The sequence below is a fragment of the Corallococcus sp. CA053C genome (genome assembly GCF_003611675.1).
In the GTDB taxonomy this organism is placed as follows: domain Bacteria; phylum Myxococcota; class Myxococcia; order Myxococcales; family Myxococcaceae; genus Corallococcus.
Map to the genome: position 1 here is coordinate 1 of NZ_RAWA01000231.1, position 15,244 is coordinate 15,244.

A 15,244-nucleotide genomic window follows, 5' to 3' on the forward strand; every position below is an offset into this window, starting at 1 on the left:
GCCCCGCCGTCAGGCCGCGAGGGCCTTGCGGATCCGCGCCAGGGCGTCGTCGATGTCCGCCCTGGACACGTCCAGGTGGCACACGAGGCGGATGGAGTGCGGGCCCGTGGGGTTGGCCAGGACGCCCTGCTTCAGGAGCAGCGCGGAGGCCTCCGCCGCCGGGCGCGTGAGGTTCGCGAACACCATGTTCGTCTCCACCCGCGCCAGGTCCACCGTCACGCCCGGCACCTGGGCCAGCCCCTCGGCCAGGCGGCGCGCGTTGGCGTGGTCCTCGGCCAGCCGCTCCACGTGGTGCTCCAGCGCGTACAGCGCCGCCGCCGCGAGGATGCCTGCCTGCCGCATGCCTCCGCCCAGCCGCTTGCGCAGGCGCCGCGCCTCGCGGATGACGTCCGCCCTGCCCGCGAGCGCCGAACCCACCGGCGCCCCCAACCCCTTCGAGAAGCACACCGACGTCGAGTCCGTCAGCGAGGCCCACGCCTTCGCCGGCTGCCCCGCCGCCACCTCCGCGTTGAACAGCCGCGCTCCGTCCAGGTGCACCGCGAGCCCCGCCTTCCGGCCCGCCTCCACCACCGCCCGGAAGCGCTCCACCGGCCACACCGTGCCGCCCCCCCGGTTGTGCGTGTTCTCCAGCGACAACAGCCGCGTGCGCGGGTTGTGGATGTTGTCCTCACGCACCGCCGCCGTCACCGTCTGCGGCGTCAGCAGGCCCCGCTCGCCCGGCAGCGGCGCCGGCTGCACGCCCCAGAGCGCCGGCACCGCGCCGCCCTCGTAGTGCAGGATGTGGCTGCCCTCCTCCGTGAGCACCTCGTCGCCCGAACGGCAGTGCGCGCCGATGGCGATCTGGTTGGCCTGCGTGCCGGACGGGACGAAGACGGCGGCCTCCAGGCCCAGCCGCTCCGCGACCCGTTCCTCCAGCTTGAGCACCGTGGGGTCCTCGCCATAGACGTCGTCGCCCACCTCCGCGTCGGCGATGAGGCGCCGCATGGCGGGCGTGGGCTTCGTCACGGTGTCGGAGCGGAAGTCGATGGGCTTCATGGTTCTCCTCGCTTCAAGAAAGGGGGGGCCTGCCCGCGGTGCTTGGGCCCGGCCCTCCCGTGACATACAACGCCCGCGTGGCCCGGCGAGAGACAGTGGCGGAGAAGCGGCAGCGCGCGGTGGCGGTCCTGGACGGTCTGGAGGCGGCCATGCCGGACGCCCGCATCGAGCTGGACTACCGCACCCCGCTGGAGCTGCTCGTCGCCGTCATCCTGTCCGCGCAGTGCACCGACAAGCGCGTCAACCTGGTGACCCCCGCCCTGTTCGCCCGCTTCCCCGACGCGCAGGCCTATGCGCGCGTCGAAGCCGCCGACGTGGAGCCCTTCATCCGCACCTGCGGGCTGTACCGCGCGAAGGCGAAGAACATCGTCGCCACGGCGCGCACGCTCGTCTCGGAGCACGGGGGCCAGGTGCCACTCGTGCGCGACACGCTGGCGCAGCTGCCCGGCGTGGGCCTCAAGACGGCGGGCGTGGTGTGCATCCACCTGGGCGGCGACGCGGCCTTCCCCGTGGACACGCACGTGAAGCGGCTGGCGTACCGGCTGGGCTTCACCACCCACGAGGATCCGGACAAGGTGGAGAAGGACCTGCAGGCGCTGCTGCCCCGGGAGCGGTGGACCCTGGGGCACCAGCTCCTCGTGTGGCATGGGCGGCGCACCTGCTTCGCGCGCTCGCCTGACTGCGCTTCCTGCGTCGTGGCGGCGCGGTGCCCGAAGAAGGGCGTCGCCACCGCGAAGCCTTAAGCGGACGCCGGGGCGCCCTGGTCGCGCGACGTCTTGAGCTTCTTCATCCGCTTGCGGATGAGCTCACGCTTGAGCGTGGAGACGTGGTCCACGAAGACGGTGCCGTCCAGGTGGTCCGTCTCGTGCTGCACGGCGATGGCGAGGAGGCCGTCACAGCGCAGCGTCTGCTCCTGGCCGTCCTCGTCCAGGTAGCGCACGGTGGCGACAGCGGCGCGGTCCACGTCCTCGGCCTCACCGGGGATGGACAGGCAGCCTTCCGTGTAGGTCGTCTCCCCTTCGAGCGCGACGAACTCCGGGTTGATCATCGCCAGGGGCTTGGAGTCCGGCTGCTGCGGACGGGTGTCCAGGACGATGATGCGCTGGAGCACGCCCACCTGCGGGGCGGCGAGGCCCACGCCTTCAGCGGCGTACATCGTCTCGAACATGTCCTTCACCAGCGCACGGACCTTGTCGTCCACCTTCGCCACGGGCCGGGCCTTCTGCTTCAGGATGGGGTCGGGCCAGATGAGAATCTCGCGAACCATGGGGGACTCTTAACCCCACCGGACCGCGACGGGCAACCGTCCCCGCCGGCCATCAGTCGAGCAGATTACGGGCGTACTCGCCCCTCAACCGGTCGTCGCCCAGGGCCCGGGCGGCCTCCGTCAGCACGGCGCGGATCTGCTGCGCCCGGTGCTGGAGCGCGGGGTCCGGATGGCCCGCGAAGCGCAGGGGGTGGAACTCGGCGGCCAGGAGAGCGTACGCCCGCTTGACCTCCTCGCTGCCCGCCGAGCGCGCGAGCCCCAGGACCGTGAAGTAGTCCGCGTCCTGGATCTCCTCGAACTTGGACTCCAGGCGGTGCACGTCCAGCTCCGGCGGCAGGTCGCCCGAGGCGTCCTCCGACGGCGGGTGCAGCACGATGAGGCCCAGCGTCCGCGCCACGGCGAGCGTCTTGAGCGCCCCGTCCTGCGGCAGGCCCGCGCCCAGCAGCAGCGCCTCCAGCGTGCGCTCTCCGTCCACGCCCTGCAGGAGCTGCAGCTCGCGGGCGGAGAGGCCGAAGTCGGCAGGGGCCATGTGCGCGTTGCCTCGCGACACCTGGGCGCGCAGGGAGCCGGCCGCGTCCAGCAGGGACTCCGCGGTGAGGGTGTTGCGCAGCCCTTCCGCGAGCAGGTGCAGCGGCGGGCGCGTGGCGGCGGCGAGCGCGACCTCGTGCGGCGCGGGCTCCTGCACCAGGCGGTAGAGCGTGGAGGGTTCGGCGAGCGCGTCCAGGAAGACCTGTTCGGTGTAGCGCTGCACCAGCGGGACGGATTCGGCTTCACGCACGTAGCCGCGACCGCGCAGGGCCTCCAGCAGCGTGCCCGTGGTGGCGCTGCGCACCAGCCGGAGTTCGGCCTCCTGGCGCGCGTCGATGAGGCCGTCCGCGCGGGCCCGGTCGATGAGGGATTCGCCCTGCGCCGAGGACGCGGCGCCCACCAGCACGCCGTCGCGCAGCCACAGCACGCGCAGCGCGTTCATGACCTTGAGCTCCAGGCGCACTTCCATGCGCGCGTCGCACAGGCGCAGGACGAGGCGCGAGAGCCCCTCTTGCGTGAGGCTGCCGCTGCGGGCCACCGCCATCTCCGGACGGCCCGGTGATTCGAGCGGGATCAGCGAGGCTCGGGCCTGCGCCGCGGCCTCCTCGGCATCGCGCTGTGCGCGGGCCTCGAGTTGCTCGCGCTCGAGGTCGTTCTGGAGGCGCTGGTCGATGACGTCGGCTTCCAGCTTCACGCGGGCTTCGCGCTCGCGGGCCAGCTCTTCGCGGAGCTGTTCGAGCTGCGCCAGCAGGGTATCTCGCGTCTGCGCGAGGGCCGTGGACTGCGCCTGGAGGCGGGCTTCGGTTTCGGTGCGCGCCTGGGCTTCCGCGGCGAGTCGGGCTTCGGCGGCGGCGCGCGCCTGGGACTCGGTTTCGATGCGCGCTTCGAGGTCCTTGCGCGCACGGACCTCCGACTCCAGGCGGACCTCCAGCACGGTGCGCTGGCGACCTTCGGAGGTGGCTCGCGCGGTGGATTCGGTGGCCTTCTGTTCGGCGCGGAGGATCCGGGCTTCCGCTTCCGCACGGGCCTGCGCCTGCTGTTCCGCGCGGCTGGCCGCGTCGGTCTGGGCGTGTGCGGACTGTTCGGCGCGGGACTCCGCCTGGGCCAGGGCCTGCGTGAGCTGATCCGCTCGGGCCTGGGTCTCGGCTTGCGTCCGCGTGAGCTGATCCGCGCGGGTCTGGGCTTCGGTCAGCTCGCGCGCGAGTTGTTCGGCGCGGGCCTCGGCGGCGGCGAGCGCTTGCGTGAGCTGATCCGCGCGGGCCTGGGTTTCGGCCTGGGATTGCTGGAGCTGTGTGGCGTGGGTCTCTGCTTCGGTCCTGGCTTGCTCGAGCTGTTCGGCGCGGAGTTCCGCTTCGGCCTGGGCCTGCTGGAGCTTTGCTGCGCGGGCCTCCGCTTCGGCACGGGCTTGCTCGAGCTGCTCAGCACGGGCCTGTACTTGCTCAAGCTGTTCGGCGCGGGCCTCGGCTTCGACCTGTAGCTGCAGGAGCTGTTCGGCGCGGGCCTCGGCTTCGACCTGGGCTTGCGCGAGTTGTTCCGCGTGGCTCTTGTTCGCATCCGCCAGGGACTGGGTGCGCGTCTGCGCTTCGGCGCGGGCTTGCTCGAGCTGTTCAGCGTTGGCGTCGCGATCCTGCTCGGCTTCGCTTGCTCGCGCTTCGGCGCGCTCCACGGCTTCCGACAGCTCGTTCACCCGGGCTTCGGATTGGAGCAGCGCTTCCGCGGCACGCTCCGCCTTGGCTTCCGCCTGCTTCACGGCCCGCGTCAGTTGCTCCGCGCGGGCTTCGGACTGGAGCAGCGCTTCGGCGGGCTGAGCGGCCTTCGCCTCCGCCCGCTGGCGCGCCTGCTTGAGCTGCTCCATCCGGGCGTTGGCCTGATTCAAGGTCTCCGCGAACTGGGCTTCGGTCCGCTTCCGCGTGTCCTCGGCCTGTTCCGCCCGGACGTGGGCCTGGGTCAGGGCTTCGGCGGACTGCGCGGCCCGGGCCTCCGCTTCGGCCAGGGCCTCGGCGGATTGCGTGGCGCGGGCTTCGGCCTGCTTCCGGGCCTCCTCGGCTTGCTCCGCTCGGGCTTCCGCGCTGGCCCGGGCTTCCTCGGCCTGCGTGGCACGGCCTTCCGCGTGACCCAACGTCTGGGCGGACTGCTTTCCCTTCGCCTCGACCTGCAACAGCACCTGCGCCAGTTGCTGCGCTCGCGCCTCGACCTGCGCCAACGTCTGCGCGGACTGCTTCGCCTTCGCTTCGGCTTGCGCCAGCGCCTGCGTGGCCTCCTGCACCCGGGTCTCCACCTGGGCCAGCGTCTGGGCGGTCTGCTTTCCCTTCGCTTCGGACTGGGCCAACGACTGGGCCAGTTGGTGCGCTCGCACCTCCACCAGGGACAGCGCCTGCGCGGAGTGCTTCACCTTCGCTTCGGCGCTGGCACGGGCCTTGGCCTCCGCGTCGGCTCGCGCTTCGGCCTCCGCACGCCGGGCCTCCAGGTCCGAGCGGAGCGCGGCCTCCTTACCGTCGCGGGTCTCGATCTCCTGACGGGCTTCGGCTTCGGTCTCCGCTCGCTGACGGGCTTCCTCGCGGGCAGTGGCTTCGGCTTCCGCGCGGGCTTCCGCCGCGAGCCGGGCTTCGGCCTCCGCTTCCGCCCGGGCCTCCGCCGCGATCCGCGCTTCGGCTTCTGCCTCCAGCCGTGCTTCCACGTCGGTGCGGGCCGCCTGCTCCAGTTCCGCGCGGGCTTCGGCCTCCTCGCGGGCCTGGGCCTCCTCGCGGACGCGGGCTTCGGCTTCTTCGCGCGCCTGGACCTCCGCGGCGACGCGCTTCTCGAGCTCAACGATCTCGAGCCGCGTCATCTCCGCGAGCGCTTCGGCCTCGCGGCGTGCCCGCTCCTCGGCTTCCGCTCGGGACTCGGCGTCCACGCGACCGCCGGCCTCGGACGCGAGCCGGGCTTCGACCTCCGCCAGGGCTTGCGTCGCCGACACGGCCCGGACTTCCGAGTCCGCATGGGCCGCGGAGGCCTGCTTCAGCAGGGACTCGGCGCGGGCGCGAGCGTGGACCTCCGCTTCGGCACGCACCTCCACGGCGCTCCGGGCCTCGACCTCCGCGTCCGCTTCGAGACGGGCATCCTCTCGCGCTCGCGCCTCACTCGCGATGCGGTCCTCCAGTTCGACCCGGAGCGCCTGCTCCGACTCGGCCAGGGACTCCGCGTCCAACGCGCGGGCCTCCGCCTCCTCGATGGCGGCGTACGCCAGGGCGAGTTCCTCGCGCAGCGCTTCGAGCTTCGCGTCCAGCTCCGGATTCGGTGCGTCCGCTTCCGCGGCGGGGACGACCGCTTCCTGGAGCGCGGTGCGCGACTTGCTCGCCCGGCGAAGGCCTCCCGGCACCGGGACCGGTGGACGCGTGGATGGGCTTTCCCCTCGGGACCCTGGGCTTGCGTCCGATGCACCGGTGCGCGAGGGAGTGCGGTCCGTCGGCACCGCGTCGTCCGACGCCGATGCACCTTCCGGATGCGCGGCGGCACGGTCCGTCAGCGCCGGTTCACCTGATCCATGCCGGCCCGTCGGAGGCAGCGGGGACGGATCCGCGTCGGAGGCATCGTGCGAGTCCGCCTCGGCATCCACGCCTGAGCGAGCGTCGTTCGCACGGGCTGCATCGCGCGATTCCGTCCCGGCATCCGCGTCCGACCGAGCACTGCTCGCACGGTTCGCATCGCGCGTTTCCGCTCCCGCATTCACGTCAAACCGAGCACCGGTTGCACGGTTCGTATCGCGCGATTCCGTCCCGGCATCCGCGTCCGCAGGAGTGCCCTTCGCACGGGCCACATCGCGGGCTTCCGTCCCGGCATCTACGTCCGAGCTGGCACCGCTCGGATTGCGGAAATCCAGGCGTGAAGCAGTGCTGTCCTCGGAGGCCTCCGGATCCGACGTCCCTTCGTCCTCCGTACGCTCGACAGCACTCGCACGCGCCGTCCCTCCCGAACGCGTCGGTGATGCGTCCCGGGACTCCGGCTCCGACCACGCGAGGGGCGTGGCACCTTCCGCGTCCGGGGCCCTCGCGTCGTCCACCGTCTCCGAATCGAACCAGTCCGCGCCCACCGGCTTCGCGGACGCATCAGGCTCCCCACCCTCCTCCCGCTCACGCGCGGTCGCGGAGGCCTTGAGCTCCGCCTCCAGCACGTCCCAGTTCGACAGGCCCGCCGCCGCCAGCTCCTCCTCGGTGGGCTCCGAGGCCACATCCGCCGCGGCCGCATCCGCCCGCTCTCCCGCCGCCACGTCGTCCGCGACCGAACCGAAGTCCGTCTCGTCCGAAGCCTCCGCCGCCGGCACGACCGCCGCCGCCGGACCCGCGCCCGCACGGCGTGCTTCCAGCTCCGGATCCGGCGCCAGCTCCGTCCAGGCCAGCGGCTCCGTCCCTGCTCGCGCCGGGGCCTTCGCTCCGTCCTCATCCGAATCGACGTTGAAGAAGTCCTCGTCCCCCAGGCGGGGCGCGGGCTTCACCGGCTTCAGTCCCGGCGGGGTGAGGTGCTCCTCCCGGAACGCGAGCCTCCCCGTGGGCAGCCCTGCTTCCGCGTCCGCCTCCCGCGACAGGCGCTCCGCGTCCGCCCGCAGCTCCGCGTCGAAGTCCTCCGTGACCGCCAGCGGATCCTTCACCGGCTGCGCGTTGGCGCGGGGCACCATCTCGTTCGGGAAGGGGAAGCGCAGCGTCGTGCGCTCCTGCAGCGACCGCACCTCGGGCACCGGAGGAAACGCCGCTTCCGGCGCTGGATCCTCGTCCCACTCCTTCCCGATGTCCGCGTCCGGATCCTCCTCCCCCCACGCCTGCCCGGAGTCCCCGTCCGACGCCGTGCCCCCCGTGAGCGCCGAGTCGATGGACGCCATCGCCTCCGCCTCCACCTCCTGATGCGCCTGCTCCAGCGCGGCGTTCATCACCAGGTGGGTGCTGTGCTCGCGCTGCTGGTGGACGACGTGCGCGCTGCGCTCCTCGCGCGTCATCGCCGCCACTTCCCAGTCCGTCTGGTTCAGCGGCGCCAGGTCCCCGAACAGCGCGTTCGCCAGCGCCGGGTCTCCGCCCACCGCGTGCGCCGTCGTCGCATGCCACGCCTCGTCCGACGCGGGCACGCCCGCGCTCGTCGGCTCCGTCAGCGTCCGGTTCTCCACCACGCGCCAGCCGTCCGCCTCCGCGGGCGCACGGATCAACGTGTCCACCAGCGTCACGAACCCGGGCCCGTCCAGCGGCAGCGGCGCCACCGGCGCGCTGAAGCCTTCAATGGCCTCGCTCAAGAGCAGCACCCGAGCCTTGTGGCCATCCGGGTGCACCACCAGCTCTTCCAGCACCACGCGCCCGCGCCCGCTCTCCACCCCCGGGGCGAGCACGATGAGCTCCGGCAGGTGGTGCCCGAAGGCGATGAGCGCGTCCGCGGCGGAGGTGGCGAGGATGACCTCGTGCCCTTCGCGGGACAGCAATCGCCGGACGGCGGCGATGGTGGCGATGTCGTCGTGTACGAGGAGGACCGAGGCGCCCATGGGGGGCCTCACAGTCTACATCATGGCCCCGGGATCCACGTCGATGACGACCTTCACCCCGGAGGGCACATCCGCCAATGCCGCTTCCAATCGAGCGAGCAATGGGGCAAGCGCCGCATGCGTCGGCGCCTTCAGGAGCAGCTGCCAGCGCGTCTTGCCCCGGATGCGGGCGATGGGCGCCAGCGCCGGACCCAGCAGGCGCACCCCCGCCGAGGCCGGCGGCATGTGCCTTCCGACGAGGTTCCCCAGGAAGCGGGCCACCCCGGCCGTCTGCTCCGGGTGCTCGCCCTCCAGCCGGACGGCCGCCATGCGCGTGAAGGGCGGGTAGGCCAGCGCCTTGCGCCACTCCAGCTCCTGCTTCGCGAACCCGTCGAAGTCGTGCGCCAGCATCCGCTTCACCGGCTCCGCGTCCGGGTTGTACGTCTGCACCAGCACCCGCCCCGGGTCCTTCCCGCGCCCGGCCCGCCCCGCCACCTGGGTCAACAGGTGGAAGGTGCGCTCGGCGGCGCGGAAGTCCGGGATGGCCAGCGACGTGTCCGCCATCACCACGCACACCAGCGTCACGCCCGGGAAGTCGTGCCCCTTGGCCACCATCTGCGTGCCCACCAGCACGTCAATCTCGCGCCGCGCGAACGACGCCAGGAGCTCCGTCAGCCGCTCCGCGCTCGTCGCCGAGTCCCGATCCAACCGCGCCACGCGCGCGTGCGGCATCCGCTCCGCGACCTCCGTCTCCACGCGCTCGGTGCCGATGCCCAGCTTGAGCAGCGGGCCCGTGCACTCGCGGCAGCGGTCCGGCACCGGGAACGCCACGCCGCAGTAGTGGCACACCACCCGGTTCTGCGAGCGGTGGTGCGTCATGCACACGTCGCAGTCATGGCACTTGAGCGACAGGCCGCACACCTCGCACAGGAGGATGGTGCTGTGGCCCCGGCGGTTGAGGAACAGGATGACCTGTTGCCCCTTCGCCACCGTCTCCTCCATCGCCTGGAGCATCTGCGGGCTGAGGATGGGCGCCTCTTCCGTCACCTGCCCCTCGCGAGGACGCTCCACGCGCAGGTCCACCAGGCTGATGCTCGGCATGGGCCGGTCATCCACCCGGTTCTTCAGCTCCAGCAGCTTGTAGCGTCCGGCGCGCGCGTTCTGGAGCGACTCCAGCGCGGGCGTGGCCGAGCCCAGCACCACCACCGCGCTGGCCTGCTTGCCGCGCACCACCGCGAGGTCGCGCGCCTGGTAGCGCAGCTTCTCGTCCTGCTTGAAGGACGGGTCGTGCTCCTCGTCCACGACGATGAGCCCCAGGTTCTCCACCGGCGCGAACACCGCCGAGCGCACGCCCACGGCGATCTTCACCGTGCCCTTGCGCAGGGCCTGCCAGTGGAACAGCCGCTCACGGTCCTTCAGCCCCGAGTGCAGCACCGCCACGTCCCCACCAAAGCGGCTGCGGAAGCGCCCCACCAGCTGCGGCGTCAGGGCGATCTCCGGCACCAGCACCAGGCTGCCCTTGCCCTGCGCCAGCGCGTGCTCCACCGCGCGCAGGTACACCTCCGTCTTCCCGCTGCCCGTCACGCCGTGCAGGAGGTACGGCTGGAAGCCGCCCGCGTCGATGGCGCCCTGGAGCTCCTTCACCGCCACGTCCTGCTCCGACGTGAGCCGGTCCGGACGGCCCTGGATGAGCCCCTCGCGCACGCCGGGCTCGAGCGTCACCTCCACCAGCTTCACCAGCCCGCGCGCCGCCAGCTTCTTGAGCGTCTCGCGCGCGCCGGGGATGGCGTGCGCCACCTCCTCCAGCTGCGCGCGGCCGCCCACCGCCAGGAGGTACTGGAGCGCGGCGGCCTGGGCCGGCGCCCGGGCGAGCTGCGGCGGGGGCTCCGTGACGAGCGCCTCCGCGAAGTGCTGCACGTCCGCCTTCGCCGCCTTCTCGTCCACCGCGGTGGAGAGGCCCGGCGGCAGCGCGCCGCGGATCACCTCGCCCAGCGGGTGGCGGTAGTGCTCGGCCGCGAAGCGCAGGAGCGCGATGAGGTCCTTGGGCAGCGAGGGCGAGTCGTCCAGCACGCGCTGGATGGGCTTGAGCCGGACGCCGCCCTCCACGGGCGCGGAGGCCGGGCCCAGGTAGAAGCCCAGCGCCATGCCCCGGCCGAAGGGCACGAGCACGCGCTGTCCCGGGGCGAGCGTGCCCGCGAGCGCTTCCGGCACCAGGTAGGTGAACTCCCCGCGCACGGGACGGCCGACGGCGACGGACGCAAGGAGGGCGGGGGTGGCGCTCACGACGGGGCGCACTGTAGCGGCGCGCTCCCGGGACGACACTTCCCTTCCCACATCCGTACGCCGCGTCCGCAATGGGATGGAACCGCGAGAGGGAACCTCACCTTCCGTCCCCGAACCGCCCAGCGCGAAGTGCTCCTGCTCCATGGCCGACCTCTTCCGCCAACACACCCGACCCCGCCCGTCCTGCACCCGGGATCCACTGTGCCCGGAGCGTCTGACATGCCCCTTGATTTCAAGGGAAAAGCGAAGGGCCCCTTCCGCACCGGCAGCGTGCGAAAGAGGCCCTGTCACCTGCGGGAGCAGCGTGCGGACTAGCGGCCGACGGCCTTCTTGAACGACGGGCGGTTGGCCACCCGGTCCCACCACGCGGTCACGTTCTTGTACTGACCGATGAGGCCCGCCTCGCCCATGGCCATGAGGTAGTCCATGTACGGCGCCCAGGTGACCTCCGCGAGCGTGAAGTCCGTGCCCGCGAGGAACGGCTGCTTCGCCAGCGCCGCGTCGATGACCTCCAGGGGGCGCTTGATGCCTTCACGGCCCTTCGCGACGTTGGCCTCGTCGTTGGTGCCCCGGAAGCGCTCCATGACGATCTTCATCGCCGGGCCGGAGAAGTAGGACTGCTCCACGGCCATGAACTGCTCCATGAGCGCGTAGGCGCGGGGATCCGCCGGCGTCAGGGACGGGCCCGGCAGGGTGCGGTCCAGGAAGCGGATGATGGCGCGCGACTCGTACATCATGAAGCCGTCGTCCGTTTCGAACGCGGGCACCACGCCGAAGGGCTGGCGCGCCACGTGCGCGGGCGACTTCTGCTCGCCCTTCATCAGGTCGATGTTGATGAACTCGGCCTCGCGGCCCTTCTCCGCCAGGACCGTGAGGACCTTGCGGGTACACGTGCTCATCGGGTTGCCGTAGACCTTCATGTGGATCGCCTCCGCGCCAGAGGCCGGGGAGATCCCGGCCTTGGAAATGGGCGGGACTTTCCATGCGCGCCCCACCCACCGCAAGCGATTCAGCGGTGACGCGCTACGGCGTGAACAGCTTGTCCGGCACCGCGGAGCGGTTGTCCGCCTTGAGGGCGGTGAAGCGCAGCACGCGCTGGCCTGCTCGCCACACCTCCACCGTGCGGGGCATCCAGTCCCCGGTGGACGGCGACGCGTAGTCCACGAAGCGCACGTCCCAGGCGGTACCGGCGGTGTCGGTGTAGCGCACGCGCGCGGGACGGAAGGCGTCCTTGTAGACCCAGAACTGGGGCTTGCCCTCGGTGGGGTCGCCCAGCACGTACGTCACCTCTCCGCCGAAGCGCGCCAGCGAGGTGCGCTTCGTGTCGATGCCCAGCCCCTGGAGGTACGTCTCCTGGGCGAGCTTGGTGTCCTGCACGCTGCCCGCGTCCTGCGCGAGCAGGGCGCACACCTGGGCGACGAGCGCGGAGACGGCGGGCAGTTCCTTGCCCTCCACGCGCTTCCTGCCGGAGACCTGCACCGTCGCGGCCTTGCTGCTGCTTTCGGGCGAGCTGGCGTCGAAGCGGCAGCGGCCCGGAATCTTCACCGACAGCACGCCGTCACCCTGGAGGTCCGGGCGGTCGGTGGGGACGTTGAGGGCGGCGCCCGCCTCCTGCACGGCGGTGCCCGAGTAGATGACGGAGCCCTCCACGCGGAAGGCGGACAGGTGCTTCTCCTCGCGCGCGGTCGCCATGCGCCGCAGGATGGAGCCGCCGGGCAGCACATAGGCGCCGGCGGTGAGAGAGGCGAGGACCACGGACACGGCGATGAGACGCTTCACGGCTTCTCCGTCTTGACGACCTCGCGCATGTACTCCAGGAGTCCTCCGCGCAGGTCGGGGCGCTTGAGCGCATAGGCGATGTTCGCCTTCAGGTAACCCACCTTGTCACCGGCGTCGTAGCGCTGTCCCTGGAACTTGTAGCCCAGCAGACCTTCCGTCTTCTGGAGGGTGGCCAGACCGTCGGTGAGCTGGATTTCGCCGCCCACGCCGGTGGTCTGCTTCTCCAGGATGGGGAAGATGGACGGGGGCAGCACGTAGCGGCCAATCACCGCCAGGTTCGACGGGGCGGTGCCCTTCTTGGGCTTCTCCACCACGTGGTCGATTTGGATGACGCCGTTGCCGATGTCCCTACCGGCGGCGATGCCGTACAGGTGCGTCTCGCTGTCGGGGACCTCCATGAGCGCGATGACGGCCTTCTGGTGCTGCTGGTAGACGCGCGCGAGCTGGCCGATGCCCGGCTCCTCCGCGTCGATCATGTCGTCGCCCAGGAGGACGCCGAAGGGCTCGTGGCCGATGACGCTCTTGGCGCACAGCACCGCGTGGCCCAGGCCCAGCGGCTCCTTCTGGCGGACGCTGATGATGCGCACGAGGTTCGCGATGGCGCGCAGCTTGTCGGCCTCCGCCGTCTTGCCGCGGGCGCGCATCGTGGTCTCCAGCTCGAAGCCGATGTCGAAGTGGTCCTCGATGGCGGACTTGCCGCGGCCGTTGATGACGACGACGTCCTCGATGCCCGCGGCCACGGCCTCCTCCACGATGTACTGGAGGGTGGGCGTGTCGACGATGGGCAGCATCTCCTTGGGGACGGCCTTGGTGGCCGGCAGGAAACGGGTGCCCAGGCCAGCGGCGGGGATGACGCACTTGCGGATGAGCTTCGCTGCCTTCGTGTCGGGAGAGGACATGGGCGGGGGAATCTATTGGTGGCCCAGAACCCCAGCAAGCCGGATAGATTCCCCTTCGCCATGCCGCTCCGTGCCATCGCTGTCGCCCTGTCGTTGACGCTGTCCCTGGTTCCCATCGTCGCCCGGGGCGCTGAACCGGCGGAGGAGTTGCGCAACATCGCCAATGCGCGGGCCCTGGGCATGGGCAGCGCCTTCCGGGCGACGGGGCTGGGTGCGGACGCACTCCAGGGCAATCCCGCGGCCATGGCGCTGTTCCCGGCCTACCGCATCGAAGGGACGGGGGCGTACGACCCGCGCCTGAAGCAGGGGTTCCTGGGCATCAGCCTGGCGGACTCCAGCAGCGGGCGGCTGGCGCTGGGGGTGGACTACCACTGGCTGAGCCTGGGGCGCGGCGGGGGCCGGACGTCGGCGAACCTGAGCTCGCTGGGCGGGGCGCTGCCCCTGTCGCAGTCGCTGCTCATCGGCCTGTCGGGGCACTACTTGCGGCTCAACGGGCAGACGCGCTTCGCCAACTCCATCACGCTGGACGGCGGCATCCTCGTGCGGCTGGGGGAGCAGGTGACGGTGGGCGTGTCGGGGCACAACCTCATCGACACGGACAACGTGGAGTTGACGCGCTACTACTCCGCGCACCTGGGCTACGTGGGGCAGGCGGCGGTGCTGGCCTTCGACGTGCGCGGGGACTTCGAGACGCGCGACTCGGCGGTGTTCACGTACAACGCCGGCGCGGAGTACATCCTGAACCAGGTGGTGCCCCTGCGCGTGGGCTACACGTACGACGGCTTCCAGCGGATTTCACGGGTGACGACGGGCCTGGGTTTCCTGTCGTCCGGCGGCGGCGGCGTGGACGTGGCGTACCAGCACGACCTGGGCGGGGAGAACGGGCGGCTGCTGGTGCTGACGCTGCGGCTGGCGGTGAACTGAGCCGTCAGCGTCCGCCGCGGGCGGCCTCGGCGGGGTCGCGCAGGGCGAGGTAGCGCTCGGAGGCGGCGAAGCGGACCAGCTCCTCCAGCTCCGAGTCGTGGGGGCGGCGGGCGCGCAGCGCGGTGAGCGCCGGGCCCGGGCCTCCGCAGGCGACGAGGCCCGCGCGGTTGGCGGAGTCCCTCGCGGCGGCGGAGAGCAGGGACGCGTCGAAGTCGCGGGTGCCGGGCTCCATCAGGGCGCTCGCGCGCTCCAGGGCCTTGGGGGACAGGGACTCGCGCACGACGCGGGCATCGTCACCGGCGCCCTTCGGATCCTTGAGGACGGAGGACAGGAGCGCGAGCGCGCGCAGCAGGTGGTCCTTGCGCAGGGCACGCAGGGCGAGCAGGTCCGGCGACAGCGAGAACAGGGCGCGTCCGGCGTGGAAGCGCAGCTCCGCGTTGGAGGGGGGCTGCTGGACGAGCAGCCTGCCGATGACGAGGCGCGGGGCGGTGGTGTGCAGCGGGGTGATGTTGGCGGTGTCGTCGTCGCCCGCGACGAGCTCCGGCAGCGGCACGCCGAGCAGGCGCGCGACGGTGTGCAGCGCGTCCAGGATGGCGGCGGCGCCGGGGCCCGCGGAGGCGCGCAGGGGCTCCGTGGTGCTGGCGATGCGCGCCGGGGACGGGAACAGCCGGCACAGCGCGATGCCCACGCAGGCGAGCAATTCACCGGCCGGGGTGCGCAGGCCCGGGTGGCGCAGGCCGGCGCGCTCCTGGCTGGTGAGCGGGGCGCGCTGGACGCGGGGCGCGGGCACGTCGCGGCCTTCCAGTGCTTCGGCGAGCTCGCGCATGAGCGCGGCGCGGGTGAGGTCCTTGCGCTGGTCGAAGTGTTCGACGAGGCCGCGGTAGGGCTTTGGATCCAGCGGGCGCTCGCGCACGAGCTTGAAGACGATGGGTTCGGCGGAGGTGGCCTCGGCGGGCGGCGCGTCCGGGACGAGCGGGGTCTCACGCGTCTCCGTGGCGCCGACGGTGGGGCGGCCTCCCGCCTGGGGAGGGCGCCCCACCGTCGGCGCCACGG

At 72.1% G+C, this 15,244-nt stretch carries 9 protein-coding genes and 1 pseudogene; 2 read left to right on the forward strand and 8 right to left on the reverse strand.

Annotated elements, in window-relative coordinates; all coding sequences use genetic code 11:
* Positions 1 to 9: 9 nt before the first annotated feature.
* A complete protein-coding gene (gene ltaE, locus D7V97_RS26490) occupies positions 10 to 1,035 on the reverse strand; it encodes a low-specificity L-threonine aldolase (RefSeq protein ID WP_120613422.1) in 1,026 nt (341 codons plus the stop codon).
* Between the two features lie 59 nt (positions 1,036 to 1,094).
* Here ltaE and nth point away from each other — a divergent pair, with 59 nt between their 5' ends.
* Positions 1,095 to 1,778, forward strand: a complete 684-nt coding sequence (nth, locus tag D7V97_RS26495) for an endonuclease III (protein ID WP_120613423.1) — start codon at positions 1,095 to 1,097, stop codon at positions 1,776 to 1,778.
* Here nth and def read toward each other — a convergent pair.
* From def to galU, 6 genes are all read right to left on the reverse strand, one after another.
* Positions 1,775 to 2,302: a peptide deformylase gene (def, locus tag D7V97_RS26500; RefSeq protein ID WP_120613424.1), complete on the reverse strand. Its 528-nt coding sequence runs from the start codon at positions 2,300 to 2,302 to the stop codon at positions 1,775 to 1,777. The genes nth and def overlap by 4 nt on opposite strands.
* Before the next feature lie 52 nt (positions 2,303 to 2,354).
* Positions 2,355 to 8,327, reverse strand: coding sequence for a response regulator receiver protein (locus D7V97_RS26505; RefSeq protein WP_120613425.1), 5,973 nt, complete (start codon positions 8,325 to 8,327; stop codon positions 2,355 to 2,357).
* A 15-nt stretch (positions 8,328 to 8,342) separates the two neighbouring features.
* Entirely contained in the window at positions 8,343 to 10,601 is a 2,259-nt protein-coding gene (gene priA / locus D7V97_RS26510; protein ID WP_120613426.1) for a primosomal protein N', read from the reverse strand.
* Between the two features lie 299 nt (positions 10,602 to 10,900).
* On the reverse strand, positions 10,901 to 11,509 hold the full coding sequence (locus tag D7V97_RS26515; RefSeq protein WP_120613427.1) for a glutathione S-transferase family protein: 609 nt from the start codon (positions 11,507 to 11,509) through the stop codon (positions 10,901 to 10,903).
* A gap of 103 nt (positions 11,510 to 11,612) precedes the next feature.
* Entirely contained in the window at positions 11,613 to 12,368 is a 756-nt protein-coding gene (locus D7V97_RS26520) for a hypothetical protein (protein WP_120613428.1), read from the reverse strand.
* Entirely contained in the window at positions 12,365 to 13,267 is a 903-nt protein-coding gene (gene galU / locus D7V97_RS26525; RefSeq protein WP_120613429.1) for a UTP--glucose-1-phosphate uridylyltransferase GalU, read from the reverse strand. Before galU ends, D7V97_RS26520 begins: the two co-directional genes overlap by 4 nt.
* Before the next feature lie 60 nt (positions 13,268 to 13,327).
* Here galU and D7V97_RS26530 point away from each other — a divergent pair, with 60 nt between their 5' ends.
* Complete coding sequence (locus D7V97_RS26530) at positions 13,328 to 14,191, forward strand: hypothetical protein (RefSeq protein ID WP_120613430.1); 864 nt, start codon at positions 13,328 to 13,330, stop codon at positions 14,189 to 14,191.
* A 4-nt stretch (positions 14,192 to 14,195) separates the two neighbouring features.
* On the opposite strand, the pseudogene D7V97_RS26535 reads toward D7V97_RS26530, so the two are convergent.
* Positions 14,196 to 15,244, reverse strand: a pseudogene (locus D7V97_RS26535) (hypothetical protein); the annotation flags it as partial.

Coding starts and splice junctions, on each gene's coding strand:
- def (WP_120613424.1), bottom strand. CDS start 2,302: ATGGTTCGCGAGATTCTCATCTGGCCCGACCCCATCCTGAAGCAGAAG.
- ltaE (WP_120613422.1), bottom strand. CDS start 1,035: ATGAAGCCCATCGACTTCCGCTCCGACACCGTGACGAAGCCCACGCCC.
- D7V97_RS26530 (WP_120613430.1), top strand. CDS start 13,328: ATGCCGCTCCGTGCCATCGCTGTCGCCCTGTCGTTGACGCTGTCCCTG.
- D7V97_RS26505 (WP_120613425.1), bottom strand. CDS start 8,327: ATGGGCGCCTCGGTCCTCCTCGTACACGACGACATCGCCACCATCGCC.
- galU (WP_120613429.1), bottom strand. CDS start 13,267: ATGTCCTCTCCCGACACGAAGGCAGCGAAGCTCATCCGCAAGTGCGTC.
- D7V97_RS26515 (WP_120613427.1), bottom strand. CDS start 11,509: ATGAAGGTCTACGGCAACCCGATGAGCACGTGTACCCGCAAGGTCCTC.